Source organism: Curtobacterium flaccumfaciens UCD-AKU (genome assembly GCF_000349565.1).
GTDB classification, from domain to species: Bacteria; Actinomycetota; Actinomycetes; order Actinomycetales; family Microbacteriaceae; genus Curtobacterium; species Curtobacterium poinsettiae.
This window is the reverse complement of the sequence record NZ_KB714628.1, coordinates 38,684-64,277: the sequence shown is the minus strand read 5'-3', so window position 1 is coordinate 64,277 and position 25,594 is coordinate 38,684. Positions and strand designations below refer to the sequence as shown.

Annotated in this window: 27 protein-coding genes; 14 read left to right on the top strand and 13 right to left on the bottom strand. The window is 71.9% G+C overall.

Annotated elements, in window-relative coordinates:
• Positions 1–149 precede the first annotated feature (149 nt).
• Positions 150–1,403 carry an MFS transporter gene (locus tag H489_RS30290; RefSeq protein WP_017887558.1) on the top strand — a complete coding sequence of 418 codons (1,254 nt, stop codon included), beginning with the start codon at positions 150–152 and terminating at the stop codon, positions 1,401–1,403.
• Between the two features lie 77 nt (positions 1,404–1,480).
• Here the strand turns inward: H489_RS30290 and mnhG are convergent, their stop codons facing one another.
• The 7 genes from mnhG to H489_RS30260 all read right to left on the bottom strand — a co-directional run bounded on the left by mnhG (position 1,481) and on the right by H489_RS30260 (position 8,608).
• On the bottom strand, positions 1,481–1,828 hold the full coding sequence (mnhG, locus tag H489_RS30285; protein WP_042539882.1) for a monovalent cation/H(+) antiporter subunit G: 348 nt from the start codon (positions 1,826–1,828) through the stop codon (positions 1,481–1,483).
• Between the two features lie 5 nt (positions 1,829–1,833).
• The gene (locus tag H489_RS0119395; protein ID WP_152427286.1) at positions 1,834–2,172 is read right to left on the bottom strand and encodes a sodium:proton antiporter; all 339 of its coding nucleotides are present in this window, start codon (positions 2,170–2,172) and stop codon (positions 1,834–1,836) included.
• Positions 2,169–2,750 (bottom strand): Na+/H+ antiporter subunit E, encoded by a 582-nt coding sequence (locus H489_RS30280; protein WP_017887555.1) that lies wholly within the window; start codon positions 2,748–2,750, stop codon positions 2,169–2,171. Before H489_RS30280 ends, H489_RS0119395 begins: the two co-directional genes overlap by 4 nt.
• On the bottom strand, positions 2,747–4,438 hold the full coding sequence (locus tag H489_RS30275; protein ID WP_017887554.1) for a Na+/H+ antiporter subunit D: 1,692 nt from the start codon (positions 4,436–4,438) through the stop codon (positions 2,747–2,749). Before H489_RS30275 ends, H489_RS30280 begins: the two co-directional genes overlap by 4 nt.
• Positions 4,435–4,845, bottom strand: a complete 411-nt coding sequence (locus H489_RS30270; RefSeq protein WP_017887553.1) for a Na(+)/H(+) antiporter subunit C — start codon at positions 4,843–4,845, stop codon at positions 4,435–4,437. Before H489_RS30270 ends, H489_RS30275 begins: the two co-directional genes overlap by 4 nt.
• Positions 4,842–7,754, bottom strand: coding sequence for a Na+/H+ antiporter subunit A (locus tag H489_RS30265; RefSeq protein WP_017887552.1), 2,913 nt, complete (start codon positions 7,752–7,754; stop codon positions 4,842–4,844). The genes H489_RS30270 and H489_RS30265 overlap by 4 nt, the downstream gene beginning before the upstream one ends.
• A 101-nt stretch (positions 7,755–7,855) precedes the next feature.
• Positions 7,856–8,608, bottom strand: coding sequence for an SDR family NAD(P)-dependent oxidoreductase (locus H489_RS30260; RefSeq protein ID WP_017887551.1), 753 nt, complete (start codon positions 8,606–8,608; stop codon positions 7,856–7,858).
• A 45-nt stretch (positions 8,609–8,653) separates the two neighbouring features.
• Between H489_RS30260 and H489_RS30255 the strand changes: the two genes are divergently transcribed.
• The 6 genes from H489_RS30255 (at position 8,654) to H489_RS30230 (ending at position 13,794) form a co-directional block, all read left to right on the top strand.
• Entirely contained in the window at positions 8,654–9,376 is a 723-nt protein-coding gene (locus tag H489_RS30255) for an SDR family oxidoreductase (protein ID WP_031259978.1), read from the top strand.
• The gene (locus H489_RS30250; protein ID WP_017887549.1) at positions 9,373–10,032 is read left to right on the top strand and encodes a FadR/GntR family transcriptional regulator; all 660 of its coding nucleotides are present in this window, start codon (positions 9,373–9,375) and stop codon (positions 10,030–10,032) included. The genes H489_RS30255 and H489_RS30250 overlap by 4 nt, the downstream gene beginning before the upstream one ends.
• Positions 10,033–10,100: 68 nt before the next feature.
• Positions 10,101–10,721 (top strand): DedA family protein, encoded by a 621-nt coding sequence (locus H489_RS30245; protein ID WP_017887548.1) that lies wholly within the window; start codon positions 10,101–10,103, stop codon positions 10,719–10,721.
• A 10-nt stretch (positions 10,722–10,731) separates the two neighbouring features.
• Positions 10,732–11,628 (top strand): SMP-30/gluconolactonase/LRE family protein, encoded by an 897-nt coding sequence (locus tag H489_RS30240; protein ID WP_017887547.1) that lies wholly within the window; start codon positions 10,732–10,734, stop codon positions 11,626–11,628.
• Between the two features lie 7 nt (positions 11,629–11,635).
• Complete coding sequence (rlmC, locus tag H489_RS30235; RefSeq protein WP_017887546.1) at positions 11,636–12,787, top strand: 23S rRNA (uracil(747)-C(5))-methyltransferase RlmC; 1,152 nt, start codon at positions 11,636–11,638, stop codon at positions 12,785–12,787.
• Positions 12,788–13,089: 302 nt separating this feature from the next.
• The gene (locus H489_RS30230) at positions 13,090–13,794 is read left to right on the top strand and encodes a transglycosylase family protein (protein WP_017887545.1); all 705 of its coding nucleotides are present in this window, start codon (positions 13,090–13,092) and stop codon (positions 13,792–13,794) included.
• A 73-nt stretch (positions 13,795–13,867) separates the two neighbouring features.
• Here H489_RS30230 and H489_RS30225 read toward each other — a convergent pair whose 3' ends face one another.
• Positions 13,868–14,911 (bottom strand): LCP family protein, encoded by a 1,044-nt coding sequence (locus H489_RS30225; protein WP_017887544.1) that lies wholly within the window; start codon positions 14,909–14,911, stop codon positions 13,868–13,870.
• A gap of 80 nt (positions 14,912–14,991) precedes the next feature.
• The gene (locus tag H489_RS30220; RefSeq protein ID WP_017887543.1) at positions 14,992–15,399 is read right to left on the bottom strand and encodes a MarR family winged helix-turn-helix transcriptional regulator; all 408 of its coding nucleotides are present in this window, start codon (positions 15,397–15,399) and stop codon (positions 14,992–14,994) included.
• A 76-nt stretch (positions 15,400–15,475) separates the two neighbouring features.
• Between H489_RS30220 and H489_RS30215 the strand changes: the two genes are divergently transcribed.
• From H489_RS30215 to H489_RS30205, 4 genes are all read left to right on the top strand, one after another.
• A complete protein-coding gene (locus tag H489_RS30215) occupies positions 15,476–17,590 on the top strand; it encodes an MMPL family transporter (RefSeq protein WP_017887542.1) in 2,115 nt (704 codons plus the stop codon).
• A gap of 12 nt (positions 17,591–17,602) precedes the next feature.
• The gene (locus tag H489_RS36930; protein WP_017887541.1) at positions 17,603–18,253 is read left to right on the top strand and encodes a GntR family transcriptional regulator; all 651 of its coding nucleotides are present in this window, start codon (positions 17,603–17,605) and stop codon (positions 18,251–18,253) included.
• A gap of 145 nt (positions 18,254–18,398) precedes the next feature.
• A complete protein-coding gene (locus H489_RS0119380; RefSeq protein WP_017887540.1) occupies positions 18,399–19,895 on the top strand; it encodes an LCP family protein in 1,497 nt (498 codons plus the stop codon).
• Between the two features lie 38 nt (positions 19,896–19,933).
• Positions 19,934–20,716 (top strand): endonuclease/exonuclease/phosphatase family protein, encoded by a 783-nt coding sequence (locus H489_RS30205; protein ID WP_017887539.1) that lies wholly within the window; start codon positions 19,934–19,936, stop codon positions 20,714–20,716.
• A 30-nt stretch (positions 20,717–20,746) separates the two neighbouring features.
• Here the strand turns inward: H489_RS30205 and H489_RS30200 are convergent, their stop codons facing one another.
• Entirely contained in the window at positions 20,747–21,496 is a 750-nt protein-coding gene (locus H489_RS30200; RefSeq protein ID WP_017887538.1) for a hypothetical protein, read from the bottom strand.
• A gap of 198 nt (positions 21,497–21,694) precedes the next feature.
• Between H489_RS30200 and H489_RS30195 the strand changes: the two genes are divergently transcribed.
• Positions 21,695–22,621, top strand: coding sequence for an SDR family oxidoreductase (locus H489_RS30195; protein WP_017887537.1), 927 nt, complete (start codon positions 21,695–21,697; stop codon positions 22,619–22,621).
• A gap of 97 nt (positions 22,622–22,718) precedes the next feature.
• On the opposite strand, the gene H489_RS30190 is transcribed toward H489_RS30195, so the two are convergent.
• Positions 22,719–23,036 carry a hypothetical protein gene (locus H489_RS30190; RefSeq protein ID WP_017887536.1) on the bottom strand — a complete coding sequence of 106 codons (318 nt, stop codon included), beginning with the start codon at positions 23,034–23,036 and terminating at the stop codon, positions 22,719–22,721.
• Between the two features lie 85 nt (positions 23,037–23,121).
• Between H489_RS30190 and H489_RS30185 the strand changes: the two genes are divergently transcribed.
• Positions 23,122–23,340, top strand: a complete 219-nt coding sequence (locus H489_RS30185) for a hypothetical protein (RefSeq protein WP_152427285.1) — start codon at positions 23,122–23,124, stop codon at positions 23,338–23,340.
• A 91-nt stretch (positions 23,341–23,431) separates the two neighbouring features.
• On the top strand, positions 23,432–23,626 hold the full coding sequence (locus tag H489_RS30180; RefSeq protein WP_017887534.1) for a DUF2795 domain-containing protein: 195 nt from the start codon (positions 23,432–23,434) through the stop codon (positions 23,624–23,626).
• Positions 23,627–23,715: 89 nt separating this feature from the next.
• On the opposite strand, the gene H489_RS30175 is transcribed toward H489_RS30180, so the two are convergent.
• Together H489_RS30175 and H489_RS30170 are read right to left on the bottom strand one after the other, a co-directional pair.
• Positions 23,716–25,242 (bottom strand): threonine/serine ThrE exporter family protein, encoded by a 1,527-nt coding sequence (locus tag H489_RS30175; protein ID WP_017887533.1) that lies wholly within the window; start codon positions 25,240–25,242, stop codon positions 23,716–23,718.
• Between the two features lie 58 nt (positions 25,243–25,300).
• On the bottom strand, positions 25,301–25,555 hold the full coding sequence (locus tag H489_RS30170) for a hypothetical protein (RefSeq protein WP_017887532.1): 255 nt from the start codon (positions 25,553–25,555) through the stop codon (positions 25,301–25,303).
• Positions 25,556–25,594: the final 39 nt, after the last annotated feature.

The window sequence follows — 25,594 nt, the reverse complement described above, 5'->3', positions numbered from 1 at the left end:
TCCGGGGCCCTGACGCCCGCTTGGTACGATGGGCGCTGTTCAGAACACGCAGTGTGTATCTACCGGCCGCCGGCTCCCCGGCGGACAACGGCGGCACCCGATGGGTCCGCCCCCGCCGAACCGGGTCGGGCCGAGAAGGCACAACCCCGATGCTCCAGACCCGTTCCACCGGCGACACCGGCACCACTCCGGCCGCAGCCGACGCCTCACTCGTCTCCCTCGCCGGCCGTTGGTACTTCCCCGTCGCGTTCATCGCCCGGCTCCCGTTCGCCATGATGGTCGTCGGCGTCCTGACACTGGTCGTCGCCACCCGTGACTCCGTCGCCCTCGGTGGCGTCAACTCCGCCGCCGTCGGCATCGGCTCCGCGATCTTCGGCCCGTTGGTCGGCGCCGCGGCCGACCGCTTCGGCCAGCGGGCGGTGCTCGTCCCCGTCGGCCTGGTGAACGCGGCGCTGCTCGGGTTCTTCCCGTTCGTCGTCAGCGGCACCGCGCCCGACCTCGCGGTCCTCGCGGTCGCGTTCTGCATCGGTGCGTCGGCCCCGCAGGTCGCCCCGATGTCCCGCACGCGGCTCGTCGCGATCATCGGCCAGCGGATGGCCCCGGCACGGCGCGAGAAGACCCTCAGCGGCACCATGGCCTACGAGTCCGCCGCCGACGAGACCGTCTTCATCATCGGGCCCTTCCTGGTCGGCATCCTCGCCAGCGCGATCGCGCCGTGGGTGGCCGTCGCCGGCGCCTCGGTCCTGACGTTCGTGTTCGTCACCGCATTCGCGCTGCACCCGACCGGCAAGCTCGTGGTCGGCCAGCACGCGGAGCTGACGCAGGCACCCGCGCGGCAGCTCCTGCGCCCGCGACTCGTGGTGGTGGTGGTCGGCATCCTCGGCATCGGCCTGTTCTTCGGCTCGACGCTCACCTCGCTCACCGCGTTCATGGAGACTCACGGCGAGGCCTCGCAGGCTGGTCTGCTCTACGGCCTGATGGGCATCGGGTCCGCCGGGTTGGCGCTCGGGTCGGCGGCGTTCCCCCGGGCGTTCGGCCTCGGCTGGCGCTGGCTCGTCTTCGGTGTCGTGCTCCTCGGCGGTGCGGTCGCGTTCGCCAGTGCCGACTCCGTCGTCGCCGCGGGCGTCATCCTCGCGATCATGGGCATCGGGATCGGGCCGACCCTGGTCGCCCAGTACAGCCTCGGCTCGGACCGGTCACCCGTCGGCCGCTCCGCCACCACCATGACGATCCTCGGGTCCGCGGTCATCGTCGGCCAGTCGATCGCCTCCGCCATCGCGGGTGACGTCGCCGAGCAGCACGGCACCGCAGCGGCGATGCTGCTGCCGGCGGTCTCCGCCGCCGTCGTCGTGGTCGCCGCGGTCGGCAACCTGCTGCTGCCCCGCCGGGTCGCGACCGCCTGACGGCGAACGTGACCACCTGACGGACGGGAGGCCCGTGGCCACGCCGCCACGGGCCTCCCGTCCGTCAAGTGCCTGCGTCAGGACTCCGTGTCGTCGACGAGCAGGTCCTCGTGCCGGTAGTCGTCGGCTCGCAGGCCGGCGCGGGCGATCATGTGCGTCGAGACCGGCACCAGGAACAGCTGGAACACCATGATCGGCAGGACGACCCAGAACGCCGTCCACGTCCACACCGCGACGACGATGGCGGCCAGCGCGAGGGCGAGCCCGAGCACCTGCGGCTTCGCCATCGCGTGCAGGCGGACGAGCGGGTCCGGGAACCGGACGATGCCGACCCCTGCCCCGAGCGACAGCAGGGACCCGACGAGCAACAGCCCGACGGCGATCCAGGCCCGGATGCCGGCGTCGTCGACGAACGACTCGATCATCTCGATCACGACTGGTCCTCCTCGGCGCGCTCGGGTGTGGTGGCGGTCAGGCCCTCGTCGGACGGGTCCGCCGAGGGGGTGACGGCCCGGGCGACGGCGACGGTGGCGAACACACTCGTCGCCGAGATCACCACGAGCACGGGGATGCCGGTCAGGTCCTGCCGGACGACCATCGCGGCGGCGATCACCACGAGCACGGTGGTCAGCACCATGTCGGAGCCGATCATGCGGTCGAGGATCGTCGGACCGCGCACGATCCGGAACACCGCGAGGGCGAACGTCGCCCCCAGGAGCGCGAGCACCAGCGCGACGGCGACGGCCATCACCAGAACGGCGGGGCTCACCGGGTCACCTCCGGCAGCGGCTCGGACAGCTCGGAGACGTCCTGCTTCGACCCGAGTGCACGGATCACCATGGCCTCGATCCGGAGTGCCATCCGGCGTTCGTCGTCGACCTGTTCCAGGCGCTCGGTGTCGAGCACGTGGAGCAGCAGCCGGCGGCGCCGCAGGTCGACGTCGGCGACGTACGAACCGGGCACGAGCGAGACCGCGAGGGTGGCGAGCGTGAAGGTCATCTCGGACGTGGAGTGCAGCTGCACGAGCGTGATCGAGCTGCGCCGCACACCGCGCGGGCGGAACGCGACCCAGGCGACCCGGAACGACGCCACGATGACCAGCCCGGACCACACCACCAGGAACCGCAGCACGTGCACGATCGAGAACCGTGCGGACAACGGGACCGGCGGGAGCGGCAGCGCCTGGGTGACGATGAGCGCCACGACGATGCCGCAGAGCAGCGTCAGCGGGGTCCACGACCCCCAGAGCAGCGCCCACAGCACGGTGAGCCCCGCGACCAGGGGCACGTCGTAGCGCCACGCCAGTGCGATCCGCCTGGCGTTCGAGATGCGGCGGACGTCGGTCATCGCTCACCTCCGAGCACGGCCTGCACGTAGCGGTCGGGTGACTCCAGCGACTCCGCTGCGCGGGTCGCGTAGCCGTAGAGCGGGCCGGCGACGACGGTCAGGGCGACGGACCCGAGCACCGCGACGGTCGTCACACCGACGAGCATGCGCGGCAGGCGCACCTTCTCGGGGGCCTCGCCGACCGCCTCGGTCGCGCCGGTGGTCGGACTGGAGGCGGTGGCCGCGTGCGGTGCGTCGGTGACCGTCACCGAGCCTCCCGGGTGGTACGCCTCGCCCGTCTCCTCGGAGACGGTGAGCGGCGCCGGTTCCGGCGACCGCAGGTGGGCGTGCGGTTCAGCACTCGTCGCGTGCGGGGCGGCGGCCTCGGCCGCCGGCTTCGGCCGCCAGAAGGCGGCGTCCCAGACCCGCATCAGCGCGTACAGGGTGAGCAGCGAGGTGACGACGCCGGCGCCGATGGTGACGTAGGCCATCGGGGAGCCGTCCTCGGCGGCGGCGCGGAACAGGCCGAGCTTGCCGATGAAGCCGGAGAACGGCGGGATGCCACCCAGGTTGAACGCAGGGATCAGGTACAGGGCGGCCAGCAGTGGTGCGGCCTTCAGCAGTCCGCCGAGCGACCGGGTCGAGGTCGTCCCGCCGACGCGTTCCATCAGGCCGGACACCAGGAACAGCGTGGTCTGCACGACGATGTGGTGCACCGTGTAGAACACCGCGGCCGCCGTGCCCGCGACGGTGCCGAGGCCGACGCCCATCACCATGAAGCCGATGTGGCTGATCAGCGTGAAGGACAGCAGTCGTTTCACGTCCGTCTGCGACACCGCGCCGAGCACCCCGACCACCATCGTCAGCGCCGCGACCACCAGCAGCACCTCGTTGAGCTGTGGTCGCGGGAAGATCACCGTCTCGAGCCGGATGATCGCGTAGATGCCGACCTTGGTCAGCAGGCCCGCGAAGACCGCCGTGACCGGTGCCGGGGCCGTCGGGTACGAGTCCGGCAGCCAGAACGCCAGCGGGAACACCGCCGCCTTGATGCCGAACCCGATCAGCAGCATCGTGTGCAGGAGCAGCTGCACGTGCTCCGGAAGGTCGGCGACGCGTTCGCTGATCTGGGCGATGTTCACCGTGCCGGTGGCGCCGTAGACCAGGCCGATGGCGGCGAGGAAGATCGCCGACGCGATCAGGCTCGTGACGATGTACGTCGTGCCCGCCCGGACACGCTGTTCACTGCCGCCCAGCGTGATGAGCACGTAGCTCGCCACCAGCAGCATCTCGAACGCGACGTACAGGTTGAACAGGTCGCCGGCGATGAACGAGTCGAGCACACCCGCCGCGAGCACCAGGTAGGTCGGGTAGAAGATCGTGACCGGGGCGTCCTCGTCGTCGGCGGCCAGGCCCTGCCCGATCGAGAACAGCAGGACGAGCAGCAGGACGCTCGCACTGACGGTGAGGAGAAGGGCGCTCAGCCGGTCGACGACGAGCGAGATGCCGTACGGGGCGTCCCAGCCGCCGACCTGCACCACGATCGTGCCGTGCCGGTCGACCAGGACCATGAGCGTGGCGGCGACGGCCAGGGCCACGACGAGCACCACGACGGTGATCGCGCGCTGGAGCTTCTGGTGCCGGAGGAGTCCGAGCGCGACCGCGGCACCGAGCAGCGGGACGAGGACGAGGAGCGGGACGAGCCAGGTCATCGGGTCGCCTCCTGTTCTGCGTCGGTGGTGGTCTCCGGGTCCTCGTCGGCCGGCTCGTCGCGGTCGCGGCCGATGGCGGCGTCGGCCTCGTCGACCTCGACCTCGTCGGCACGGGACAGCTGCCACGACCGGTGGATCAGGGCGAGCAGGAACGCGCTGACGGCGAAGGTGATGACGATCGCGGTCAGGGCGAACGCCTGGGGGAGCGGGTCGGTGATGCCCTCGGCGCTCTTGCCGATTGGCGGGTCGCCCGCGGCACCGGACATCACCAGCAGCAGCAGGTTGAGCGAGTTGCCGAGCAGCAGGAAGCCGAGGAGCATCCGCGTCAGGGAGCGTTCGAGCAGCAGGTAGACGCCGCACGAGAACAGCACCGCCATGGCGATCACGAGGACGAGGGTGACGGTCACGAGGCGCTCCCTTCCGGGGTGGGGGCATCGAGGGTGTCGCCGACGGACTCCTCGGTGGTGTCGCGTGTCGGGGTCGAGGCGTCCTCGAGGCGCTGCCGGTCGACCTCGGCCCCGAGACTGCGGAGGACGTCGAGCACCAGGCCGACGACGACCAGGTACACGCCGATGTCGAAGAACGTTGCGGTGACGAACTCGACGTGGCCGAGGACCGGGACGGTGGCCTCGAAGAACTCGGAGTACAGGGCTTCGCGGCCGAAGAACAGCGGCACGATCGCGGTGATCGCGGCCGTCGCGACCCCCAGGCCGAGCAGGCGACCGGCGCGCACCGGGGCCGCGGCGCCGAGTTCGGCCGGTCCGCCGGCCAGGTAGCGGGCCGCGAGCGCGATGCCGGCGACCAGGCCACCGGCGAACCCGCCACCGGCGGCGTTGTGCCCGGCGAACAGCAGGTAGACCGACAGCACGATCAGGCCGTGGAACAGCAACCGGACGACCACGTCGAGCAGTGCCGAGCGCCCGGTCGGGATCGCGGCGCTCGTCGGTAGCCAGGCGCGGGGCTCACCGTCGGTGCGCTCGCCGTTCGCGGTCAGGGTCTCGGGCAGGTCGCGCAGCCGGGGCAGGGTGTCCTCGCGCGAGTTCACGAAGATCAGGCTCGCGACACCGGTGGCCGCGGCGACCACGACGGTGAGCTCACCGAGGGTGTCCCAGCCGCGCAGGTCGACGAGGGCGACGTTCACCACGTTGAGACCGTGCCCGAACGAGCTCGTCAGCGCGGGCAGGTCCGGCCAGAGGGGACGCGCGGTGCGGGCCGAGGCAGCGACGACGACGACGATCGCGAGCGTCAGCCCCGCCAGCCCGGCGAACAGGGCCCGCACGATGCGGAACCGCGACGGGTTCGTCGTCGCGATGCGCGGGGGCAGTCGGCGCAGGACCAGGACGAAGGCGATCAGGGTGACGGTCTCGACCACGAGCTGCGTCAGGGCGAGGTCGACCGCGCCGTGCAGGACGAACAGCACCGAGAGGCCGTAGCCGGTGACGCCGACCAGGACGGCGGCGGCGAACCGGGTCTTCGCCGTGAGCACCGCGACGCCGGCGATCGACATCACGATCATCACCGGGATCTGGCCCCACGAGTCGGCGAAGCGGACGTGGAACTCCCACGGACCACCGAGCACCAGGTTGGCGAGCGCCCCGGCGACGAACACCGACAGGATCACCGTCAGGTAGTAGGGGAGCGAGCCGCGCTGCAGGCTCGCGGTGAGCCCGGTCGCTCCGCGGTCGAGCAGCCGCATCCCGTGCCGGTACGTGCCCGCGGCGCTCGGGAACCCGGCGAGCCGGTGCTGGATCGCCTCGACCGGTCGGCGCAGGGCGAACAGTGCGAGGCCGCCGACCAGGGTGATCGCGGACAGGCCGAGCGCGGGCTCCAGGCCGTGCCAGAGCGCGAGGTGCGGGACCGCTTCGCCGCCGAGCGCCGCGGTCGTCGCAGCGGGCTCGATGCCGTGCGCGACCACCGGGGTGAGCAGGCCGAGGGCGAGGCCGGTGAGCGCGAGGACCGAGGGGACGACGGCGAGGCCGTGCAGGGCGTGCGGCTCGGTGGTCGCGACGCCGGGCTTCCGGGCGAAGGCGCCCCACAGGAAGCGCAGCGAGTACGCCACGGTGAGCACCGAGCCGACGGTCACGCCGACCAGGGCGAACCACGCCCAGCCGGCGTCGGGGCCGTGCAGCGACTCGGTGAAGCCGGTCAGCACGGCTTCCTTCGCGACGAACCCGATCGTGGGCGGGATCCCGGCCATCGACACCAGCGCGAGCACCGCGACGACCGCCAGCCACGGGCGGGCACGGCCGAGCCCGCTGAGCCGACCGAGGTCGCGCGTGCCGGCGACGTGGTCGATCGCACCGACGACCAGGAAGAGCGTGGACTTGAAGGCGGCGTGCGCCACGAGCAGCGCAACCCCGCCGAGGGCGACCGCGGGGGCGCCCCATCCGGCGGCGAGCACCAGGAACCCGAGCTGGGCCACGGTGCCGTAGGCGAGCAGGAGCTTCAGGTCGGTCTGGCGCAGCGCCCGGTACCCACCGACGAGCATCCCGGCGACACCGAGCAGCGTGATGGTCTCGCGCCAGCCGTCGAGCAGCGCGAACGCGGGGGCGAGCCGGGCCACCAGGTAGATGCCGGCCTTCACCATCGCCGCGGCGTGCAGGTACGCGCTGACCGGGGTGGGCGCGGCCATCGCGGCGGGCAGCCAGAAGTGGAACGGCACGATCGCCGACTTCGTCAGTGCTCCGAGCAGCACCAGGACCACCGACACCGAGACGACCGTGCCGCTCGGGGGGTCGGCGACGATCCCGGACAGCGACGTCGTACCCGCTGCGACCGAGAGCATCACGAGACCCGCGAGCATCGCCAGGCCGCCGGCGGTGGTCACCACCAGCGCCTGCATGGCGGCGGCACGGCTGGCGCGCTTCGCAGCGTCGTGCCCGATGAGCAGGTAGGAGAAGACCGTCGTGGCCTCCCACAGGACGAACAGCACGATGACGTCGTCGGCGATCACGAGCCCGTACATCGAGCCGGCGAAGGCGGTCAGGACCCCGGCGAACCGACCGAGCCCGGGTTCGTCCCGCTCGAAGTACGAGGCGCAGTAGACCAGCACCAACGCACCGACGATCGACACCACGAGGGCGAGGACCCACGACAGGGCGTCCATCCGCAGCGTGACGTCGAGGTCGAGCTGGGAGACCCACTGGTGCCGTTCGACGACGCTGCCGTGCAGGGCGGCGTCGGTCTGGGCGATCGTCAGCACCGCGGCGGCGGCAGGGGCGAGGGCTGCGACGAAGAAGACGCGGCGCCCGAGGACGGGGGTCAGTGCGGGGACGATCAGGGCGACGATCGCGAACGCGACGAGGACGAAGACCATCGGGCACCTCCTCGGGGTCGGGCGGCAGTCCGGCTCACTGGGCTCTCACAGCTTACGAAGCGAGCCATGTGGAGAACCTGTGCGGCCGGACAGCAGCCCGCTCAGGTCCGACCGTGCGCGCGGGCGGGGATCTGGGTCGCGAGCTTGCCGCCGGAGACGTCGAGCAGGGTGCCCGTGATGTACCCCGCGGCGTCGCTCGCCAGGAAGACGAGCAGGTCGGCGACGTCGTCCGGAGTCTCCCACCGGCGGAGTGACAGCGTGTCCAGCAGACGGTCCTGTGCCTCGGTCGGCATCGTCGCGAAGCCGTTCATCGCCGTCGGCACCATGCCGGGTGCGTACGCGTTCACGGTGATCCCCCACGGGCCGAGCTCGGACGCCAGGACCCGGGTGAACGAGACGACCGCGGCCTTCGACGCCGCGTAGGCCGCGCTCCCGACGCTCGGCACGATCGCCGCGAACGACGCGGCGTTGACGATCCGACCGCGCCCGGCCGCCTGCATCACCGGTGCGACGGCCTGACTCATCAGGAACGTGCCACCGAGGTTGACGTCCATGCAGCGGCGCCAGGCGTCCCACTGCAGTTCGGCGACCGTGCCCGTGACGTTGATGCCGGCGTTGTTCACCAGGACGTCGATCGTGCCGTGCCGCCCGACAACCTCGTCCACGGCGTCGCGCACGGACGCCGGGTCGGCGACGTTGCACACGACGTGCTCGAGCGGGAAGTCCGGTTCGAAGGCCAGGTCGAGTGCGACGACGCGGCACCCTTCGTCGACGAAACGGTCGGCGAGCGTGCGGCCGATCCCGCGCGCTGCGCCGGTCACGACGACCACGCGGTCGGTCAGGTCGAGGTGCATCGTTGCTCCCGTCGTCGGTGCCTTGAATAGGCATACTATTCGAGCATGACGGATCAGCGTGTGCTCTTGGTCACGGGTGGGGGCAGCGGCATGGGGGCCGCGGGTGCCGAGGCGGCGGCACGGGACGGCTGGACCGTGGTGCTGAGCGGGCGTCGCGCGGACCGACTCGAGCAGGTCGCAGGCGCCATCCGGGCAACCGGCGGGACCGCGGACGTCCTGCCCCTCGACGCGAACGACCCCGCAGCCGTGGCCGCCGCACGTGACGTCGTGCTCGAGCGGCACGGCCGGCTCGACGGACTCCTGCTGGCGGCCGGGCTCAACGCCCCGCGACGCCGGTGGGACGACCAGTCGCTGACCGACTTCCGGGCGATCGTGGACACGAACCTCACCGCGGCCGTCACCGTCGTGGACGCCGCGCTGCCGGCACTCCGCTCGTCCGGCGGTGTCGTGGTCGTCGTGTCCTCGTACGCCGGGTGGTCCTTCCAGTCCGGGGCCGGCGTGGCGTACTCGGCGAGCAAGACCGCGCTCGGATCGGTCGTCCGGAGCCTGAACCAGCAGGAGGCCGAGCACGGCGTGCGTGCCACACACCTGTGCCCGGGCGACGTCGCGACGGACTTCCTGGACCAGCGTCCGGAGGTCCCCGACGCGGCCGCCCGCCAGCGCATGCTCCAGCCGGAGGACGTGGGGCGGACCGTCGCCTTCGTGCTCGGGGCGCCGGCTCACGTCCGCGTGGACGAGCTCGTGCTGTCGCCGGTCTCCCAGCGGTGACGAGCACCTTCGATCGGGTCCTCGACCAGGTCGGTGACGCCGTGGTCTCCGGCACCCTGGCCGCGGGGAGCCGCCGGAGCGTCGACGACCTGGTGGCCTGGACGGGTGCCAGTCGCAGCATCGTCCGCGAGGCGGTGCGTGTCCTCGTCGCCCTCGGCCTGCTCACCGCCAGGCGCCGGGTCGGCGTCACCGTCCTCGATGCGGATCGGTGGGACGTCCTGGACCCGCGCGTGGTGCGGTGGCGCCTGCGGGGCCCGGACGGCGACCGGGTCGCGGTCGAACTCCGCGAGCTGCGCGCGGCGGTCGAACCCGCCGCGGCCGCCGCAGCAGCCCGGCGAGCGGCGCTCGACGCCTGTGCGGACCGACGGGAGGCGCTCCGCACCACCGCGGACGAGCTCGCGGCCGCCGCGACCCGCGACGACCGCCCCGACTTCGTGACCGCGGACGTGCGGCTCCACGCGCTCGTGCTCGACCTGTCCGGCAACACGCTGTACCGACGCCTGCACCGGGTCGTGGGCCAGGTCCTGCTGGAACGCGGGAGCATCCGTCCGGACCGGCACGACGTCGGCCTCCACCTCGCGCTCGCCGGTGCCGTGGTGGACGGACGCCCGGACGACGCGGCCGCGGCGATGCGGGCGATCGTCGACCGGACGTGAGCGGCGCGCCGCCGACCTGCGAAGATGGAGGCCGGTGCGCTCCCTCCGGTGCCCGTGGAGGGTGAGTCGTGGACGCAGCACAGGACCTGGTCGTCCAGCTCGTCGGCACCCCGTGGGCCTTCCTCGTGGTCGGCCTGGTGCTCGCCGTCGGCAGCGTGGCGGTCTTCCTCCCCAGCCAGGCACTCGTCGTCGCGATCGGCACGCTCCTGGTCGGTGGCGACGGTGGGCTCCTGCCGGTGCTCTTCCTCGTCGTCGCGGCGTCGATCGGCATGGTCCTCGGCGACCTCGGGCTGTACCACCTGGCGCGCTCCGTCGACCTCGGTTCGCGGTCCTGGTTCGCGCGTCCGAAGGTCCGCGCGGCCCGCGACGCCATCGACGGCCGCTACCGCGCCGCTCCCGGGCGCATCGCGGTGCTCGGACGCTTCATCCCGATGGGCCGGTTGACGACGAACCTGGTCGGCGCGGACAGCGGGCTCGACCTCCGGCGCTTCCTGGTCAGCTGCGTGCTCGCCGACGTCGTGTGGGCCGCGTACTGCGTCGGCATCGCCGCGGCCACGGGGCGCTGGAGCCGCGAGCAGCCCTTCCTCGTCACGACCGTCGCCGTCGTGGCGTCGATCCTGCTCGGCTTCGCGATCTCCGCGATCGAGAAGGCCGTCCGACGACGCAGTGAGGCCGCCGCCGCAGCCTGAGGAAAGTAGTGTGGGCACCCCGTTCGAAGGAGAACCCGTGCTGCTCGACGACCTCGTGCCGGACCCCGACGCGCTCGACCGCATCGCCACCGGCAGCACCTGGGCCGAGGGCCCCTGCTGGATCCCGACCACGCGGACGCTGCGGTGGTCCGACATCCCCGGCGACCGGATCCTGCAGTGGCACGCCGACTCCGGGGAGACCTCGGTGTACGCCGACGGTGTCGAGTTCACCAACGGCCGCACGCTCGACCGCGACGGCAGCGTCGTGCAGTGCTCGCACGGCCTGCGCCGGGTGGAGCGTGACCGCGACGGGGTCGTCACACCGATCGTCGACACGTGGAACGGCGTCCGGTTCAACTCCCCGAACGACGTCGTCGTCGCGCGGGACGGCGGTGTCTGGTTCACCGACCCCGCCTACGGCATCACCCAGCCGCGCGAGGGACACCCCGGCGTCCGCGAGTACGGCGACCACTGGGTGTTCCGGTGCGGACCGGCGGGCGAGGACCTGCGGCCCGTGGCGACCGACCTCGACGAGCCGAACGGCCTGGCGTTCGACCCGGACGAGCGGGTGCTGTACATCGCGAGCTCGTCGGGCGACGAGCCGGTCATCCGCGCGTACGACCGCCGGGGCGACCTGCTGAAGAACGGTCGGGTGTTCGCGCGGCTCGAGCCGGGCGAAGGCGCGCCGGACGGCATCCGGGTCGACGTGCACGGCAACGTCTGGTCGTCGTCCCACCGCGGCGTCGTCGTGTTCGACCCGGCCGGGGCACGCATCGGCGAGGTCGCCGTCCCCGAGGTCACGTCGAACCTGTGCTTCGGTGGCGACGACGGCACGACGCTCTTCCTGACGGCGACGACCTCGGTGTACCGGATCGTCACGACGACGCGGGACGCTGCCGTATCCTGACTCGGCCATGCAGTGCGACTACTTCGACCGCGGGGTGTGCCGGTCGTGCACGCTCATGGGCCAGCCCTACGCCGACCAGGTCCTCGACAAGGAACTCCGGACGCGCGAGCTCCTGCACGACGCCGTCGAGGCCGCCGGGGGTCCCGGTGCGGTCTCCTGGTCACCGGCGATCACGAGCCCGGAGTCGGGGTACCGGAACAAGGCGAAGATGGTCGTCGGCGGGTCCGTCGAGCACCCGACCGTCGGCATCCTCGACCACCGGCAGCGCGGGGTCGACCTGCGGCACTGCGGGATCTGCACCCCCGGCATCCGGCACGCGCTGCCCGTCCTGGCCGGGTTCGTCACCACCGCGGGGCTGATCCCGTACGACGTCGCCGCACGCCGCGGTGAGCTGAAGTACGTCCTGGTCACCGAGTCGCCCGACGGCGAGCTGATGATCCGGTTCGTGCTGCGTTCGGAGGGGCAGCTGCCGCGACTCCGACAGCACCTCGACACCCTGCGCGCCGCGCTGCCGAACGCGGTCGTCGTGACCGCCAACCTGCTGCCCGAGCACAAGGCCGTCACCGAGGGCGACCGCGAGGTCGTGCTCACCGAGCAGGAGACCCTGCCGATGCGCCTCGGCGGGATCACGATGCACCTGCGGCCGCAGAGCTTCTTCCAGACGAACACCGGCGTCGCGACCGAGCTGTACGCGCAGGCCTCGACCTGGATCGACGAACTCGATCCCGCGTCGATGTGGGACCTGTACTGCGGCGTCGGCGGGTTCGCGCTGCACGCCGCTCGTCCCGGCCGTGCGGTGACCGGCATCGAGTCGAGCGCCGAGGCGATCCGCTCGGCGAAGCAGTCGGCGCGTGAGGCCGGGCTCGAGGGCGTCCGGTTCGCCGCCGACGACGCCACGGAGCACGCCCTCCGGACCCGTCCGGATGCGGTGCCCGAACTCGTCGTGGTGAACCCGCCGCGTCGCGGGATCGGCGAGCGGTTGTCGACCTGGCTCGAGGAGTCGGACGTGCAGCACGTCGTCTACTCGAGCTGCAACCCGGTGACCCTGGCGAAGGACCTGGCCCGCATGCCGTCGTTCCGGCTCCGACGGGCCCGGGTGCTCGACATGTTCCCGCAGACCGGCCATCTCGAGGCCGTCACGCTCCTGTCGCGGGCGTGATCCGGGCCTCCCGGTCGTCATTGCCAGGGAATTGCCAAGGTGACGTACCCGGGTACGGGTCGATGACCATGGCCATGGGAATCGAGGCGTACAGGTTTCCGCCAGGGGTACGTAGCATGAACGGGTAGAACCGTTTGTCTCAGTTTGATAACGGTGAAGAGTTTCCTATGGTTGCCGACCGAGGTGCCGCCGGCCCGATGACCACTGCCCCCGGTGGCGCACCCCACAACTGACCGCGATCGGTCGGGGTGGGCAGTGGATCCCGCAGCAGATGCGGCTCGTGACCCCGGTGGAGCAATCACATGAAGAAGCTTTCCCGTACCCGCACCATCGTCGGCGGCCTGGCGTTCGCCGGCATCGCCGCGACCGGTGTCGGCCTCGCGGCAACCCCCGCGAACGCAGCGTCCGGTTCGACCTGGGACCAGCTCGCGCAGTGCGAGTCCGGCGGCAACTGGGCCATCAACACCGGCAACGGCTACTACGGCGGCCTGCAGTTCAACCTCGGCACCTGGCAGGCGAACGGTGGCGCTGGCAACCCCGCCTCCGCCAGCCGCGAGGCCCAGATCGCCGTCGCCGAGCGCGTCCTCGCCTCGCAGGGCTGGGGTGCCTGGCCCGCATGCTCCGCCCAGCTCGGACTGAGCGGCACCAGCGGTGCGGCTCCCGCAGCGGCCGCGCCGGCGCCCGCGCCGGCTCCGGCTCCGGCCGAGCAGGCCGCCCCGCAGCCAGCGGCTCCGGCTCCGGCCCCCGCCGAGCAGGCTGCCCCGCAGCAGGCCGCGCCGAGCACCACCGAGTCGACGCCGGCCCCGGCAGCGACCACGCCGAGCAAGCCGGCCCCGGTCAAGACGAGCGGCAAGACGTACACGATCGCCTCGGGTGACACGCTCGACACGATCGCGACGAAGCTCAAGATCGAGGGCGGCTGGAAGCAGCTCTGGGCCGCGAACACGTCGACCATCGACGACGCGAACCTGATCTACTCCGGCCAGGAGCTCCAGCTCCCCGCCTGATCTCTCCGCAGACCGAACACGACGACGCCCCACGACCTCGAGTCGTGGGGCGTCGTCGTGCGCGAGGCGGGGGCTACTGCGGGTTGTCGGTGAGCCAGCCGGCGACGTCGTCGGAGCGGAGCGCCTGGGACAGCGAGGAGACCTCGAGCCCGTTCAGCGTGACGATCGACTGCCCGTCCGGCGAGGTGCCGGAGCCCGCGGTCGGCACCGTGAAGGTCACCAGGTCGTCTGCTCCGACGCCCCGGAGCGACCAGCCCAGTCCGACCAGTCGTGAGAACGACAGGCCCGCGTCGACCGACAGGTGCTCGCTCGTCGCGGTGACGAAGTCCTGGATGCGCCCGGGGTTCGTGACGGTGTCGCGGGACAGCAGCCCGTCCACGACGCCGCGCATGAACGCCTGCTGGTTGCGGACGCGGGTGTGGTCGGCGTCGGCGAAGGCGTAGCGCTCCCGGACGAAGGCGAGCGCGGCGGCCCCGTCGAGCCGGTTCGCCCCGGTGGTGAAGTCGTGGCCCCGCGCCGAGAACGCCACGGGTGAGTCGACCGTGACGCCGCCGAGGGCATCGGTCATGTCCTCGAACCCGGCGAAGTCGATCTCGGCAACGTGGTCGATCCGGACGTCCAGGAGCTGTTCGACGGTCTGGGTGGTGAGGGCGACCCCGCCCCAGGAGTACGCGGCGTTGATCTTCGCCCGCCCGTGTCCGGGGACCTCGACCCACGAGTCACGCATGATCGACATGAGGTACACGTGCTGTCGATCGGCGGGGACGTGCGCGAGCATCAGCGTGTCCGACCGCCCGCCGAGTTCGGGCCGTGCACCCTCGGGGCCGCCCTGTGCGCGGGCGTCGGACCCGATGAGCAGGATGTTCTCGCCGCCCGTGGCGCTGGGCCGTGCACCGTCGGGGAACGGGTCGGCGATGGTGTCACGACCGGCGTCGAAGCTCCGCGCGAGCCCGCCGACGAAGACACTCGCGACGACGGCGACCACGACGGCGATGCCGACGAGTGAGCCGAGCGTCGCCACCAGGGCGACCAGGAAGGGCCGTCGCCGGCGCGTGCTGCGGATGGCGGTGCGGTGGGCGTGGTCAGCGGCCGCCCGGGCCGCGCGACGTTCGGACATGCGGGGGACTCCTGCGGGTTCGGGTCGGCGAGCAACCGACCCGAGGATCTTATCGCATGTGGTATTTCAAGTACAGCGTTTCAGTCCTGCTGTGGTTTCGCCAGGACCTCGCGAAGCGCGACCCGCAGGGCGGCGTCCTCGGGCAGGACCTCGCGCTCGATGTGCCGCGCGGTCTCCCAGGCCGACCGGCCGGCCGGCGTCACGCGGACCACGCGGCGGCGACGGTCCGCGGCGTGCGGGGTGCGCTCGACCAGGCCGTCGCGCTCCATCCGCTCGAGGGTGCGGGACATCGTCTGCGGCTGGACCCGGGCCGTGCGGGCGATGGTGTCGGCGCCGGTCGGGCCGGTCCTGATGAGGATGTCGATCGCGACCACCGCGGCGTGCGAGAGCCCGATGGCCCGGAGTCGTTCGTCCCAGTCCCGCTCGACGGAGCGTGCGGCCGCGGACAGCAGTCGTCCGAGGGGCCACTGCTCGGTCGTGTCCTCCATGTCGTGATTCTACGGTGGGCGGTGCGCGCGATCGTCAAGTAATCAGCATGCTGACGATCGGTGTACGCTCGCCGACGTGTCCCGCTTCCTCCGCATCGTCCTCCCCGCGCTCGTCATCGTGGTCTGGCTCGGCATCGCCTCGGTCGGCGGTCCGTTCTTCGGCAAGATCTCCGAGGTCTCCACCAACGACCAGACCTCGTTCCTGCCCGCCTCCGCCGACGCCACGAAGGTGCAGGAGCGGTCCTCGGAGTTCCGCGACGAGTCCGGGGCACCCGCGATCATCGTCCTCGAGCGTGACGGGGGACTGACCTCGACCGACCTCGCCGACGCGAAGGCGCTCACCACGACGCTGTCCGACCGCGCGGACGTCGAGGCCGTCAGCCCGGTGATCCCGAGCGAGGACGGCGATGCGGTCGAGATCGTCGCGACGCTCACCCAGGACGCCGAGACCGGCGCCGCGGTCGAAGCCGTCCGGGCCGACGTGGACGATGCGCTGCCGTCCGGTGTGCGCGGGTACGTCACCGGTCCGGCCGGGTTCACCGCCGACCTGACCGAGGCCTTCGCCGGCATCGACGGGCTGCTGCTCGGGGTGGCGCTCGCCGCGGTCTTCGTGATCCTGATCATCGTCTACCGATCCCCCCTGCTCCCGGTCCTGGTGCTCGGGACCGCCACGTTCGCCCTCTGTGCCTCGATCCTCGTGGTCTGGTGGCTCGCCAAGGCCGACATCGTGACGGTCAACGGGCAGGTGCAGGGGATCCTGTCGATCCTGGTGATCGGTGCCGCGACCGACTACGCGCTCCTGTACACCGCGCGCTTCCGTGAGGCCCTGCGTGACCACCGCACCGGCTGGGACGCGACGAAGGCCGCGCTGCGCGGGAGCCTCGAGCCGATCCTGGCCTCGGGCGGCACGGTGATCGTCGGGGTGCTCTGCCTGCTGCTGTCCGACCTCAACTCGAACAAGGCGCTCGGCCCCGTCGCCGCCATCGGCATCGCGTTCAGCCTGCTCGCCGCCCTGACGCTCCTGCCCGCGCTGCTGCTCGCGTTCCGCCGTGCGGCGTTCTGGCCCCTCCGTCCCGTGCACGGCAGCGCCCACCCCGTGCTCACCGGCCCCGACGCCCGAGGTGTCTGGGCACGCGTCGGCCGGCTCGTCGCCCGTCGTTCGCGGGTGGTGTGGATCGTCTGCACGGTCGGACTGCTCGCGATGGGCGCCGGCCTGTTCGGGCTCAAGGCCGACGGTGTGCCGCAGAGCGACCTGATCATCGGGTCGTCCCAGGCACGCGACGGGCAGGACGTGCTGGCCGACCACTTCCCCGGCGGCTCCGGCAGCCCCGCGCAGGTGATCGGCGCCGAGCGGGACCTCGACCAGCTCGTCGACGCGATCACGGCGGTCGACGGGGTCGACGGTGTCGTGGCCGCGGCGAAGGACAGCCCCGCCGGCACCGTCCCGGTGACCGGGGACACCGCAGGCAGCGCCGCGCCGACCGTCTCCCGCGGCGACGTCCTGCTCGAGGCGACCCTGTCGGACGCCGCAGACTCCGACGCCGCCGAGCAGACCGTCCGCGACCTCCGCACCGCCGTCGAACGTGTCGACCCGGGCGCGATCGTCGGTGGCGTCACCGCGACGGCGGTCGACACGAACGACACCGGCATCCGCGACCGCACGCTCATCATCCCCGTGGTGCTCGTCGTGATCCTGCTGATCCTGATGCTCCTGCTCCGCAGTGTCGTCGCACCGCTCGTCCTGATCGGCAGCGTGATCGTCTCGTTCGCGGCGGCCCTCGGTGTCGGTGCTCTCGTCTTCGACCACGTGTTCCACTTCCCGGGCGCCGACCCGAGCGTGCCGCTGTACTCGTTCGTGTTCCTGGTGGCCCTGGGCGTCGACTACAACATCTTCCTCATGACCCGGGTGCGCGAAGAAGCACTGCGCCACGGTCCGCGCGAGGGCGTCCTGCGCGGCCTGGGGGTGACCGGTGGGGTGATCACGTCCGCCGGCGTCGTGCTGGCCGCCACGTTCGCGGCCCTCGGCGTCATCCCGATCCTGTTCCTCGCGCAGATCGCGTTCGTCGTCGCGTTCGGCGTGCTGCTCGACACGATCGTGGTCCGGTCGCTGCTCGTGCCGGCACTGGCGTACGACCTCGGGCACCGGGCCTGGTGGCCCTCGCGCCTCTCGCGCACGCGCCCTGACATGTGACACGCTAGGCCCATGCCAGTTCCCTCGACGCAGCCCGCCGCAGAGCGCAAGCTCCTCCGTGACACGGTGCAGGACAAGATCCGGGACGCCATCATGGACGGCACGCTCGAACCCGGGGAACGGCTCAACGACGACGACCTCATCGCGTGGCTCGGGGTGTCCCGCACACCGATCCGCGAAGCCCTCGCCGAACTCGCCCGTGCCGGCCTCATCGAGATGGCGCCGAACCGCTACACCCGGGTCGCGGCGCCGACGAAGGAAGAACTCCTCGACGCGTACCGCACCCTCGGCGTGATCTACGGCGGCGTCGTGCGGCTCGCGGTGCCCCGGTTCACGGACGCACAGCGCAAGAAGATCGTGAAGATGCTCGACGACGTGCACGCGCGGGTGAGCGCCGACGAGCAGGACAAGGTCGCGCGTGACGGTGCCGGCATCTACGCGATGTGGGCTGACGCGTGCGGCAACCCGTCGCTCGTGCAGCTCTGCGCGTCGACCACGGACGGGCTCTCCTTCAAGCTCCGCGTGCCGGAGCTCGCTGAGCTCCTGCCGGCCGACGTGATCCTGCCCGAGCTGACGAAGCTCAAGGACGCCGTCGTCGCGAAGGACCCGATCGCCGCCGAGCTCGCCATGGAGGCGATCCACCTGCTCCCGTCGCGCGACTAGCGTCACGAGCGCGACCGGTGACGGACAGGAGGCCCGTGGAAGCACCGCGGACACCGTTCCGTCACTCAGGTGGTGACGGCCACTACGGGGTGACCTTCCAGGCGCATCCCATGTCGTCCGTCCACTCGCCGGTTATGGTTTCCCGGTGAGCAACGAACCCGAGCAGACGACCGAGCCCGCGCGCCGCGGTGCCGCGACGCCGCGCCACGGGCGCCAGAAGCGTCGGGCGGGCGTGGTGTTCCCGGCCGTCGCGGGGGTGCTCACGATGGCCCTCCTGCTGGGCGTCGGGTACGCGGGCTACGCGTACAACCAGCTGTCCGACGGCGTCACGATCGTCAACGCGATCACCGGCAAGAAGGACACGAAGGACGACGTCGACGGCAAGGCGCAGAACATCCTGCTCGTCGGCGACGACCACCGTCCGGACAACGCCACCCCGGAGCAGCTCGCCGAACTCAGCACCCAGGACGACGGCGGTGCGACGAACACCGACACGATGATCGTGCTGCACATCAGCGCCGACGGCAGTCAGGCGACGATGATCTCGTTCCCCCGTGACTCGTACGTCGACATCCCCGACGTCGGCAAGGGCAAGCTCAACAGCGCCTTCTACTACGGCACGCTCAACGGCGGTGGGGACACCGGCGGTGCGAAGATGCTCATCAAGACCATCGAGAACCTGAGCGGCCTGCAGATCGACCACTACGTCCGCGTCTCGCTCCTCGGCTTCTACCAGGTGGTCAAGGAGCTCGGACCGGTCGAGGTCTGCCTGAACCAGGCGACGAACGACCCCTACTCCGGCGTCAACCTGCCCGCGGGCAAGTCCTCGCTGAACGCGAAGGAGGCGCTGTCCTTCGTGCGCCAGCGCCACGGCCTGCCGAACGGCGACCTGGACCGCAACGTGCGCCAGCAGTACTTCCTGTCGCAGGAGGCACGGAAGGTCACGTCGGCCGGCACGCTGCTCAACCCCGTGAAGATGGGCAACATCCTCAAGGCCGTCGGTGGATCGATCCAGACCGACACCGACCTGATCGACCTCGCCTCGCAGATGCGCAACCTGCGGCCCGGCAACATCCAGTCGGCCACGATCCCGACCCTCGGCACCCCGACCATCTACGTGAACGGCTCGCCGCTGTCCATCGTCGAGGTCGACACCGTCGGACTGCCCGCGTTCGTGCAGGGCCTGGTGGGGCAGCCCGAGGCGTACACGAAGGCCCGCCGCGCGCAGCCCGCGAACACCTCGGTCACCGTGCTGAACGGCAGCGGGGTCGAGGGTGCTGCGACCGCGGCCGGCCAGGTCCTGACCGCCCGCGGTTTCCAGGTCCCGCCGGCCGGCTCGTCCGCGACGACGAAGACGACGCAGGTGCAGTACCCCGCCGGCCAGGAGGCGCAGGCGAAGGCCGTCGTGTCCGCGGTCCCCGGCGCCGTCGCCGTCCGCACCGCCAGCGTGACCGGTGTCACCCTGGTGCTCGGCACCGACGGCAAGACCGCGAAGCCGGTCGCGACCGAGCCGAGCGCCGGGGCCTCGACGCCGGCGACCGGCGGCTCGGGCTCGAAGCCGACGAAGAAGCCCGCGAAGGAACCGACGCCCAAGTCGACCGACGTGCACAACTACGGCACCGAGGGCACCTGCATCAACTGATGGGAACCCGCCGGGGGACCGGTCGGTAGGTTCGTGGAGTGACCAGCGCCGCACGCCCGATCGTCCTGATGACCTACAACATCAAGAACCCGGACCCCGCGCACGACTGGCCGGCCCGACTACCGGTCGTGCTCGACGTCATCCGTCGACACGACCCCGACGTGCTGTGCGTGCAAGAGGCCTTCGCCCACCAGATGGACGACCTGCGTGCCGGTCTGCCGGACCACGCCGACGTCGGGCAGGGGCGCGAGGGCGGCGACGCCGGCGAGCACGCGGCCGTCTTCTACCGCCGCGACCGCTTCCGCCCGTCCGACGAGGGGTCGTTCTGGCTGTCGGACACCCCGGACGAGCCCGTCTCGAACACCTGGGGCAGCCTGTACCCGCGGATCGCGAACCACGCCCGGTTCCTCGACGCCGAGGGTCCCGCGTTCACCCTGCTCACCACACACCTGGACCACGAGCCCGGGCCGCACGGTGACGAGGTCCGGGGCCGGAGCGCCGCGCTCATCGCCGAACGGTTGGCCGGCACCACCGGGCCGGTCGTGTTCGCCGGGGACTGCAACGAACCCGCGGGCACCGGCACGGCATCGCGGGTGTTCGCCGAAGCCGGGTTCGAAGACGCCTGGCTGGCTGCGGGTGACCCGTCCGACCGCACCGCCACGTTCAACGACTGGCAGCCGCCGGTCGACTCGGCCGAGCGGATCGACTGGGTGCTCACCCGGGGCGTCAACGCCGTGGACCGCGTGGTGATCGACCACGACGGCCCCGAGACCTGGTTCGCCAGCGACCACTTCCCGGTGATCACGACCCTGCGGGTCTGAACCGGTTCAGCAGCTGCGCTCTGCTCGCTGTCAGCAGCTGCGCTGCGCGTGGACGGGCATCGGTGAGCCGAGCACCGTGACGGTCGTCTCGTTCGTCAGCGCGGAGACCCCGTTGGTCCCGGCATCGTCGGTGCGCTTGCCCGACTCGTGGTCGTCACCGTCGTCGTGGTGCCGGTCCGCCCACCCTTCGCGGAGCAGGAGCTGCCAGGCACGCGAGTCGTCCGATCCGAAGGAGACGCGCTCGGAGCGGGGCGCGTCGGCGATCTCGTTCCCGATGTCGTCGCCCACCCGGACGCCGTCCGGGCCGGTCAGTTCGATCTGCCTGCCGAAGGTGCTGCGGACCGCGTCGCGCAACACCCGGATCTCGACGGCGTTGCCGGCCGCGGCGTCGGTCGTCAGGGCTGCCACGCGGACGGCGCCGCCCCAGGTGTACGTGGTGCCCGCGGGGAAGCACGCCCCGCCGTCGCCCTCGGCCGTCTGCGTGCGCGACGGGGTGCCGAGCAGCCGGTTCAGCACGCTCACGGTCAGGCCGGAGTCGCGCATCGAGGACTCGACGACGGTGTCGTCGCCGTCCCGGAGCACCAGGGCCTCGGCGTCGAGCTCGATCGAGTCCACACGGCGGAGGTCCGCGTTCGTCACGTGGACCGGAGCGGCGTCGTGCGAGGTCTCGGCAGCGACGGCCACGTCGACGCCGAGCCCGGTGGTGCCGTCGAACGCGAGCGCACCGGCCGAGAAGGCCAGCACGGCGGCGCCGAGCGCCAGCAGGGTCCGAGGAGTCACCGTTCGACGGTACGACCTCGGTCGGGGCAGAACGACAGGTGTTACCGAATCGGGGCCGGCCCGTCACCGGACCGTGACAAACGAGGATCACGCACCTGCGGCCCCGGACCGGAGCGGACGGCGGGCGCAGGCCGCTCCGCGCACCGGGGGACAGCCTCCTGGACGGCCCGCAGCGACCCCCTGCGTACCGTCGGCGGCATGACGGACCACCAGAACGACCAGACCGGGCCTGACCAGTACGTGATGCAGGACCCCACGAAGATGTACGCCGACAAGAAGCCCGACGAGCAGTACCTCGAGGGTGCCGGCACCGACGGGGAGATGGCGCAGAACGTCCCCGCCGACCACGGTGAGGACACCTACCGGGGCTCGGGTCGTCTGACCGGCCGCAAGGCGCTCGTCACCGGTGGCGACTCCGGCATCGGTGCCGCCGTCGCCATCGCCTACGCCCGTGAGGGTGCGGACGTCGCGATCTCGTACCTGCCCGAGGAGCAGGAGGACGCCGACCGCATCGTCAGCCTGATCGAGGCAGCCGGCCGCAAGGCCGTCGCGCTGCCGGGCGACATCACCTCGCTCCAGGTCTGCGAGCAGCTCGTGGCCGACGCCGTCGAGCAGCTCGGCGGCCTCGACATCCTGGTGAACAACGCCGGCAAGCAGCAGAACGTCGACGACATCACCAAGATCTCCGACGAGGAGTTCGACGAGACCTTCAAGACGAACGCCTACGCGACGTTCCGGATCACGAAGGCAGCCGTGCCGCACCTGCAGCCCGGCTCCACGATCATCAACACGACGTCGATCCAGGCGTACGCTCCGTCGCCGCACCTGGTGCACTACGCGGCCACGAAGGCGACCGTGAACAACATGGCCAAGGGCCTGGCCGCGCAGCTCGCGCCGAAGGGGATCCGCGTGAACGCGGTCGCTCCCGGCCCGATCTGGACGCCGCTGCAGCCGGCCGGCGGCCAGCCGCCCGAGGCGCTGCCGAGCGCGGGCGAGCAGACCTACCTGGGTCGCTGGGGCCAGCCGGCAGAGCTCGCGCCGGCGTACGTGTTCCTGGCGAGCGGTGAGTCGTCGTACGTCGTGGGCGAGACGCTGCACGTCGACGGCGGGATGCCGACGCCGTAGGGCACCTGTTCTGACAGGACCCTGACGGGAGGCGCGGTGCCGGTGGGCACCGCGCCTCCCGTCGTCCGTGTGGTCGGGTCGACGGCGTCTGGTCGCGTCAGCAGGTGACGGAGCGCGCCATCCGCTCGAGGAGCTCGCGCGCGGACATCGCGGCGGCCAGCTCGACCTCGACGGGGTTGATGCCGATCGCCTGCTCGAAGGCGCGGCGCCGGGCCTGGTCGGCGATCGGTACCTCGGGGCGCTGGGGGAGCACCGCGATGGCCCGAGCCGCCGCCTCGAAGGCGCCGACGGGCCGGCCGAGCTGCTCCCACATGGCCCGGACGTCGTGCGCCACCTGGTCCGGATCGCCGCCGAACTCGAACCCGGCGGAGGCCATGGTGGCGAGTCCCTGGGCTGTGGGGTCGTTCGGGGTCATGCCCGCATGGTCGCACGGACGGCCGCGAACCGGCTCGACGTCCGGGTCTGTCCCCCCTTGTGCCGCCACCCGTACCGGGGTGCTGGTGCCCCGGCGTTGTGCGTTCGGCGGCGCCGAGCATCTCATCGCGCTGTACGAGGGGCTGCAGCTGCAGGCCCTGCTGCGTGCCGAGCTCGACCTCGTGGCGGCGTTCGACCGCGCCGTCGCCCGGTTCGAGCGCGGCTGGATGGATCGGTACGAGCCGCAGGCCGCCCGCCGTCTGGCGATGTGGGACGACGACGACTCGGGCAGCTGGGAACTCTGACCGGCGGTTCGTCCACGGAGCGCGTTCCTTGCGTCGTCGTGCAGCGCACCGCGGGTACCCCGGGTGTCGTAACCTGACGGAAGGAACCGACATGGCAGCACCGAACCCCATCCAGGTCCAGAAGTACCTGAGCGGCATCGACTACCCGGCCTCGAAGGACGACGTGGTCTCCACCGCCGAGCAGAAGGGTGCTCCGGACGACGTCCTCGAGGCGCTCCGCGCGATCCCGGACGGCGAGTACGACGCCCCGACCGCGGTGTCGAGCGCGGTCTCGGACGCCGGCTGACGTCGACCGAGCCCGTTCAGTGAGCAGAAGACGTCGGGTGCGACGACCGCACCCGACGTCTTCTGCTCACGAAGCGCACCCCGCCGCGCTCACGACGCGCCGCCGGCACCACCGCTCCGCGACCCGCGCGGCACCGACCCGTCGCCGGGGTCGTACCCGGTGTCCCGGATGACCCGCAGTGCCCTGGTGTCGTTGTGGACGGAGTGCACGACGACCCGACGGGTGCGTCGGAGTGCTCGCCGGGCACCCGGTGTCGCGAAGAGCCCACCGAGCACCAGGCCCGCGCCGATCCCCAGCGCCACGGACACCGCCGCCACGAAGTCGAGGGCCGCGCTCGACGAACCGGACATGAAGTTCAGCAGGGCGTCGGACACGGCGACACCGGGCAGGAGCGCTCCGCAGAACGCCGGCACCGCGATCGCCGCCACGGCCGTCCGCATCCGGACCGCCGCGTAGGTCGACAGCACGCCGAGCAGGACCGCCGCCAGGAACGTCGCACCGAGCAGCGGCAGGCCGAGCTGCCGCAGCCCCCACAGCGACGCACCCGCGGCCACCGAGAACACCACGGTGACGGGGATCACCCGCGCGCTGGCCTGCTGCACGAAGCAGTTCGCCCCGGCCGACACCACGGTGAGCGAGAGCGAGGCCCACAACGGCAGCGTCTGCGTGACGATGCCGGACGGGTCGACCTCGAGGTGCAGCCACTTCGTCATCGCGATCCCGGCGGGCACCCCCACCACGATCGCCGCGATGACCAGCCCGATGTAGAACGCGCGGGCGACCGCCATCGCCCGGAACCCGGAGATCGCGTCCTGTGCCCAGGTCACGAGCGCGACGTGCGGCAGGAGCAGGACCACCAGCGCCGCCACCATGGTCGCGGCGCCGGCCGGGTGCAGCACACCCGCGCCGATCGCGAGGGTGCCGATCACGGACGCCACCGCCCCCTGCGCCCCGGACACGAAGAACTGCGGGTAGCCGCGGCCGGTCAGCCAGCGCCCCGACAGGATGATCCCGAACATCAGCACGAACGCTCCGATGCCCGCTCGCCACCCGCCGCCGGCCTGCATCGCGATCGAGGTGCCCAGGATCGACAGCCCCACGTCGGCGAGCCACGTGGGCCAGCGTGGCGGCATCCGCAGCACCGCGACGAGGGCGCTCACCGCCGAGGTCATGTCGCGCTCGTCGTGGATCAGGTCGTCGACGATCTGGTTCGCCCGCGCCAACCGGTCGAGGTCGGAGCCGTCGGAGCTGACCGTCCGGACCTTGACGAGCGGCGGGACGTCGGCCGGGGCGTACTGGATGGTCACCGAGCTGCCGGAGAAGTCCAGGTCGAGCGGGGCGAGGTTCCACTTCGTCGAGACCGCGACGACGGCCGTCTCGACGCTGCGGGTGTCGGCACCGGAGGCGAGCATGACCTCGGCCAGGTCGAGGCAGAAGTCGACGATCTGCGTCGCCGTGTACTGGTCGCGCCCCTTGGCGTCGGGCTCGACGTGCTCGTAGATCGTGCCGCGCAGCCGGGCCCGTGCGTCGCGCAGGTCGTGCTGCGCGAGACTGCGCCGGCGTGGCCGGGGCGGGCGGCCCGGCTTGTGCGGGCCCGGGGGGTGCTGCTCGGCCATCCCGCCATGGTGCCAGTCGACGGCAGCTGAGTCCGGACGTCCGCTGGACGCGTCCGGATCAGCTCCGGCGGCGCGCGCTGAGTCTGCCGAGGGCGAACGCCGCGACGACCGCGCCCACCAGCACGAGGACCGGTCCGACCGTCAGCTGCCACGGGCGCACGCTCGGGACGAACGTGACGTGGGCCAGGGGCGCGTACGCGAACCATTCCGCCGAGGCCGACGGCGCCGTCGACACGAACACGACCCCGACCACGACGGCCAGCAGGCCGAGCCAGAGGGCGACGAGGGTCGGGGTGGCGAGGAATCGGGGCACGGCACCCAGCGTAGGTGGGCGACGGACGGGAGGCCCGGT

Bases quoted from the DNA above. Each gene is read 5' to 3' on its own strand.
- H489_RS30190 (WP_017887536.1), bottom strand. From the start codon at position 23,036: ATGACCCCGAACGACCCCACAGCCCAGGGACTCGCCACCATGGCCTCC.
- H489_RS30195 (WP_017887537.1), top strand. From the start codon at position 21,695: ATGACGGACCACCAGAACGACCAGACCGGGCCTGACCAGTACGTGATG.
- mnhG (WP_042539882.1), bottom strand. From the start codon at position 1,828: ATGATCGAGTCGTTCGTCGACGACGCCGGCATCCGGGCCTGGATCGCC.
- H489_RS30280 (WP_017887555.1), bottom strand. From the start codon at position 2,750: ATGACCGACGTCCGCCGCATCTCGAACGCCAGGCGGATCGCACTGGCG.
- H489_RS30180 (WP_017887534.1), top strand. From the start codon at position 23,432: ATGGCAGCACCGAACCCCATCCAGGTCCAGAAGTACCTGAGCGGCATC.
- H489_RS30275 (WP_017887554.1), bottom strand. From the start codon at position 4,438: ATGACCTGGCTCGTCCCGCTCCTCGTCCTCGTCCCGCTGCTCGGTGCC.
- rlmC (WP_017887546.1), top strand. From the start codon at position 11,636: ATGCAGTGCGACTACTTCGACCGCGGGGTGTGCCGGTCGTGCACGCTC.
- H489_RS30225 (WP_017887544.1), bottom strand. From the start codon at position 14,911: ATGTCCGAACGTCGCGCGGCCCGGGCGGCCGCTGACCACGCCCACCGC.
- H489_RS30290 (WP_017887558.1), top strand. From the start codon at position 150: ATGCTCCAGACCCGTTCCACCGGCGACACCGGCACCACTCCGGCCGCA.
- H489_RS36930 (WP_017887541.1), top strand. From the start codon at position 17,603: ATGCCAGTTCCCTCGACGCAGCCCGCCGCAGAGCGCAAGCTCCTCCGT.
- H489_RS30265 (WP_017887552.1), bottom strand. From the start codon at position 7,754: ATGGTCTTCGTCCTCGTCGCGTTCGCGATCGTCGCCCTGATCGTCCCC.
- H489_RS30175 (WP_017887533.1), bottom strand. From the start codon at position 25,242: ATGGCCGAGCAGCACCCCCCGGGCCCGCACAAGCCGGGCCGCCCGCCC.
- H489_RS30255 (WP_031259978.1), top strand. From the start codon at position 8,654: ATGACGGATCAGCGTGTGCTCTTGGTCACGGGTGGGGGCAGCGGCATG.
- H489_RS30260 (WP_017887551.1), bottom strand. From the start codon at position 8,608: ATGCACCTCGACCTGACCGACCGCGTGGTCGTCGTGACCGGCGCAGCG.
- H489_RS30230 (WP_017887545.1), top strand. From the start codon at position 13,090: ATGAAGAAGCTTTCCCGTACCCGCACCATCGTCGGCGGCCTGGCGTTC.
- H489_RS30220 (WP_017887543.1), bottom strand. From the start codon at position 15,399: ATGGAGGACACGACCGAGCAGTGGCCCCTCGGACGACTGCTGTCCGCG.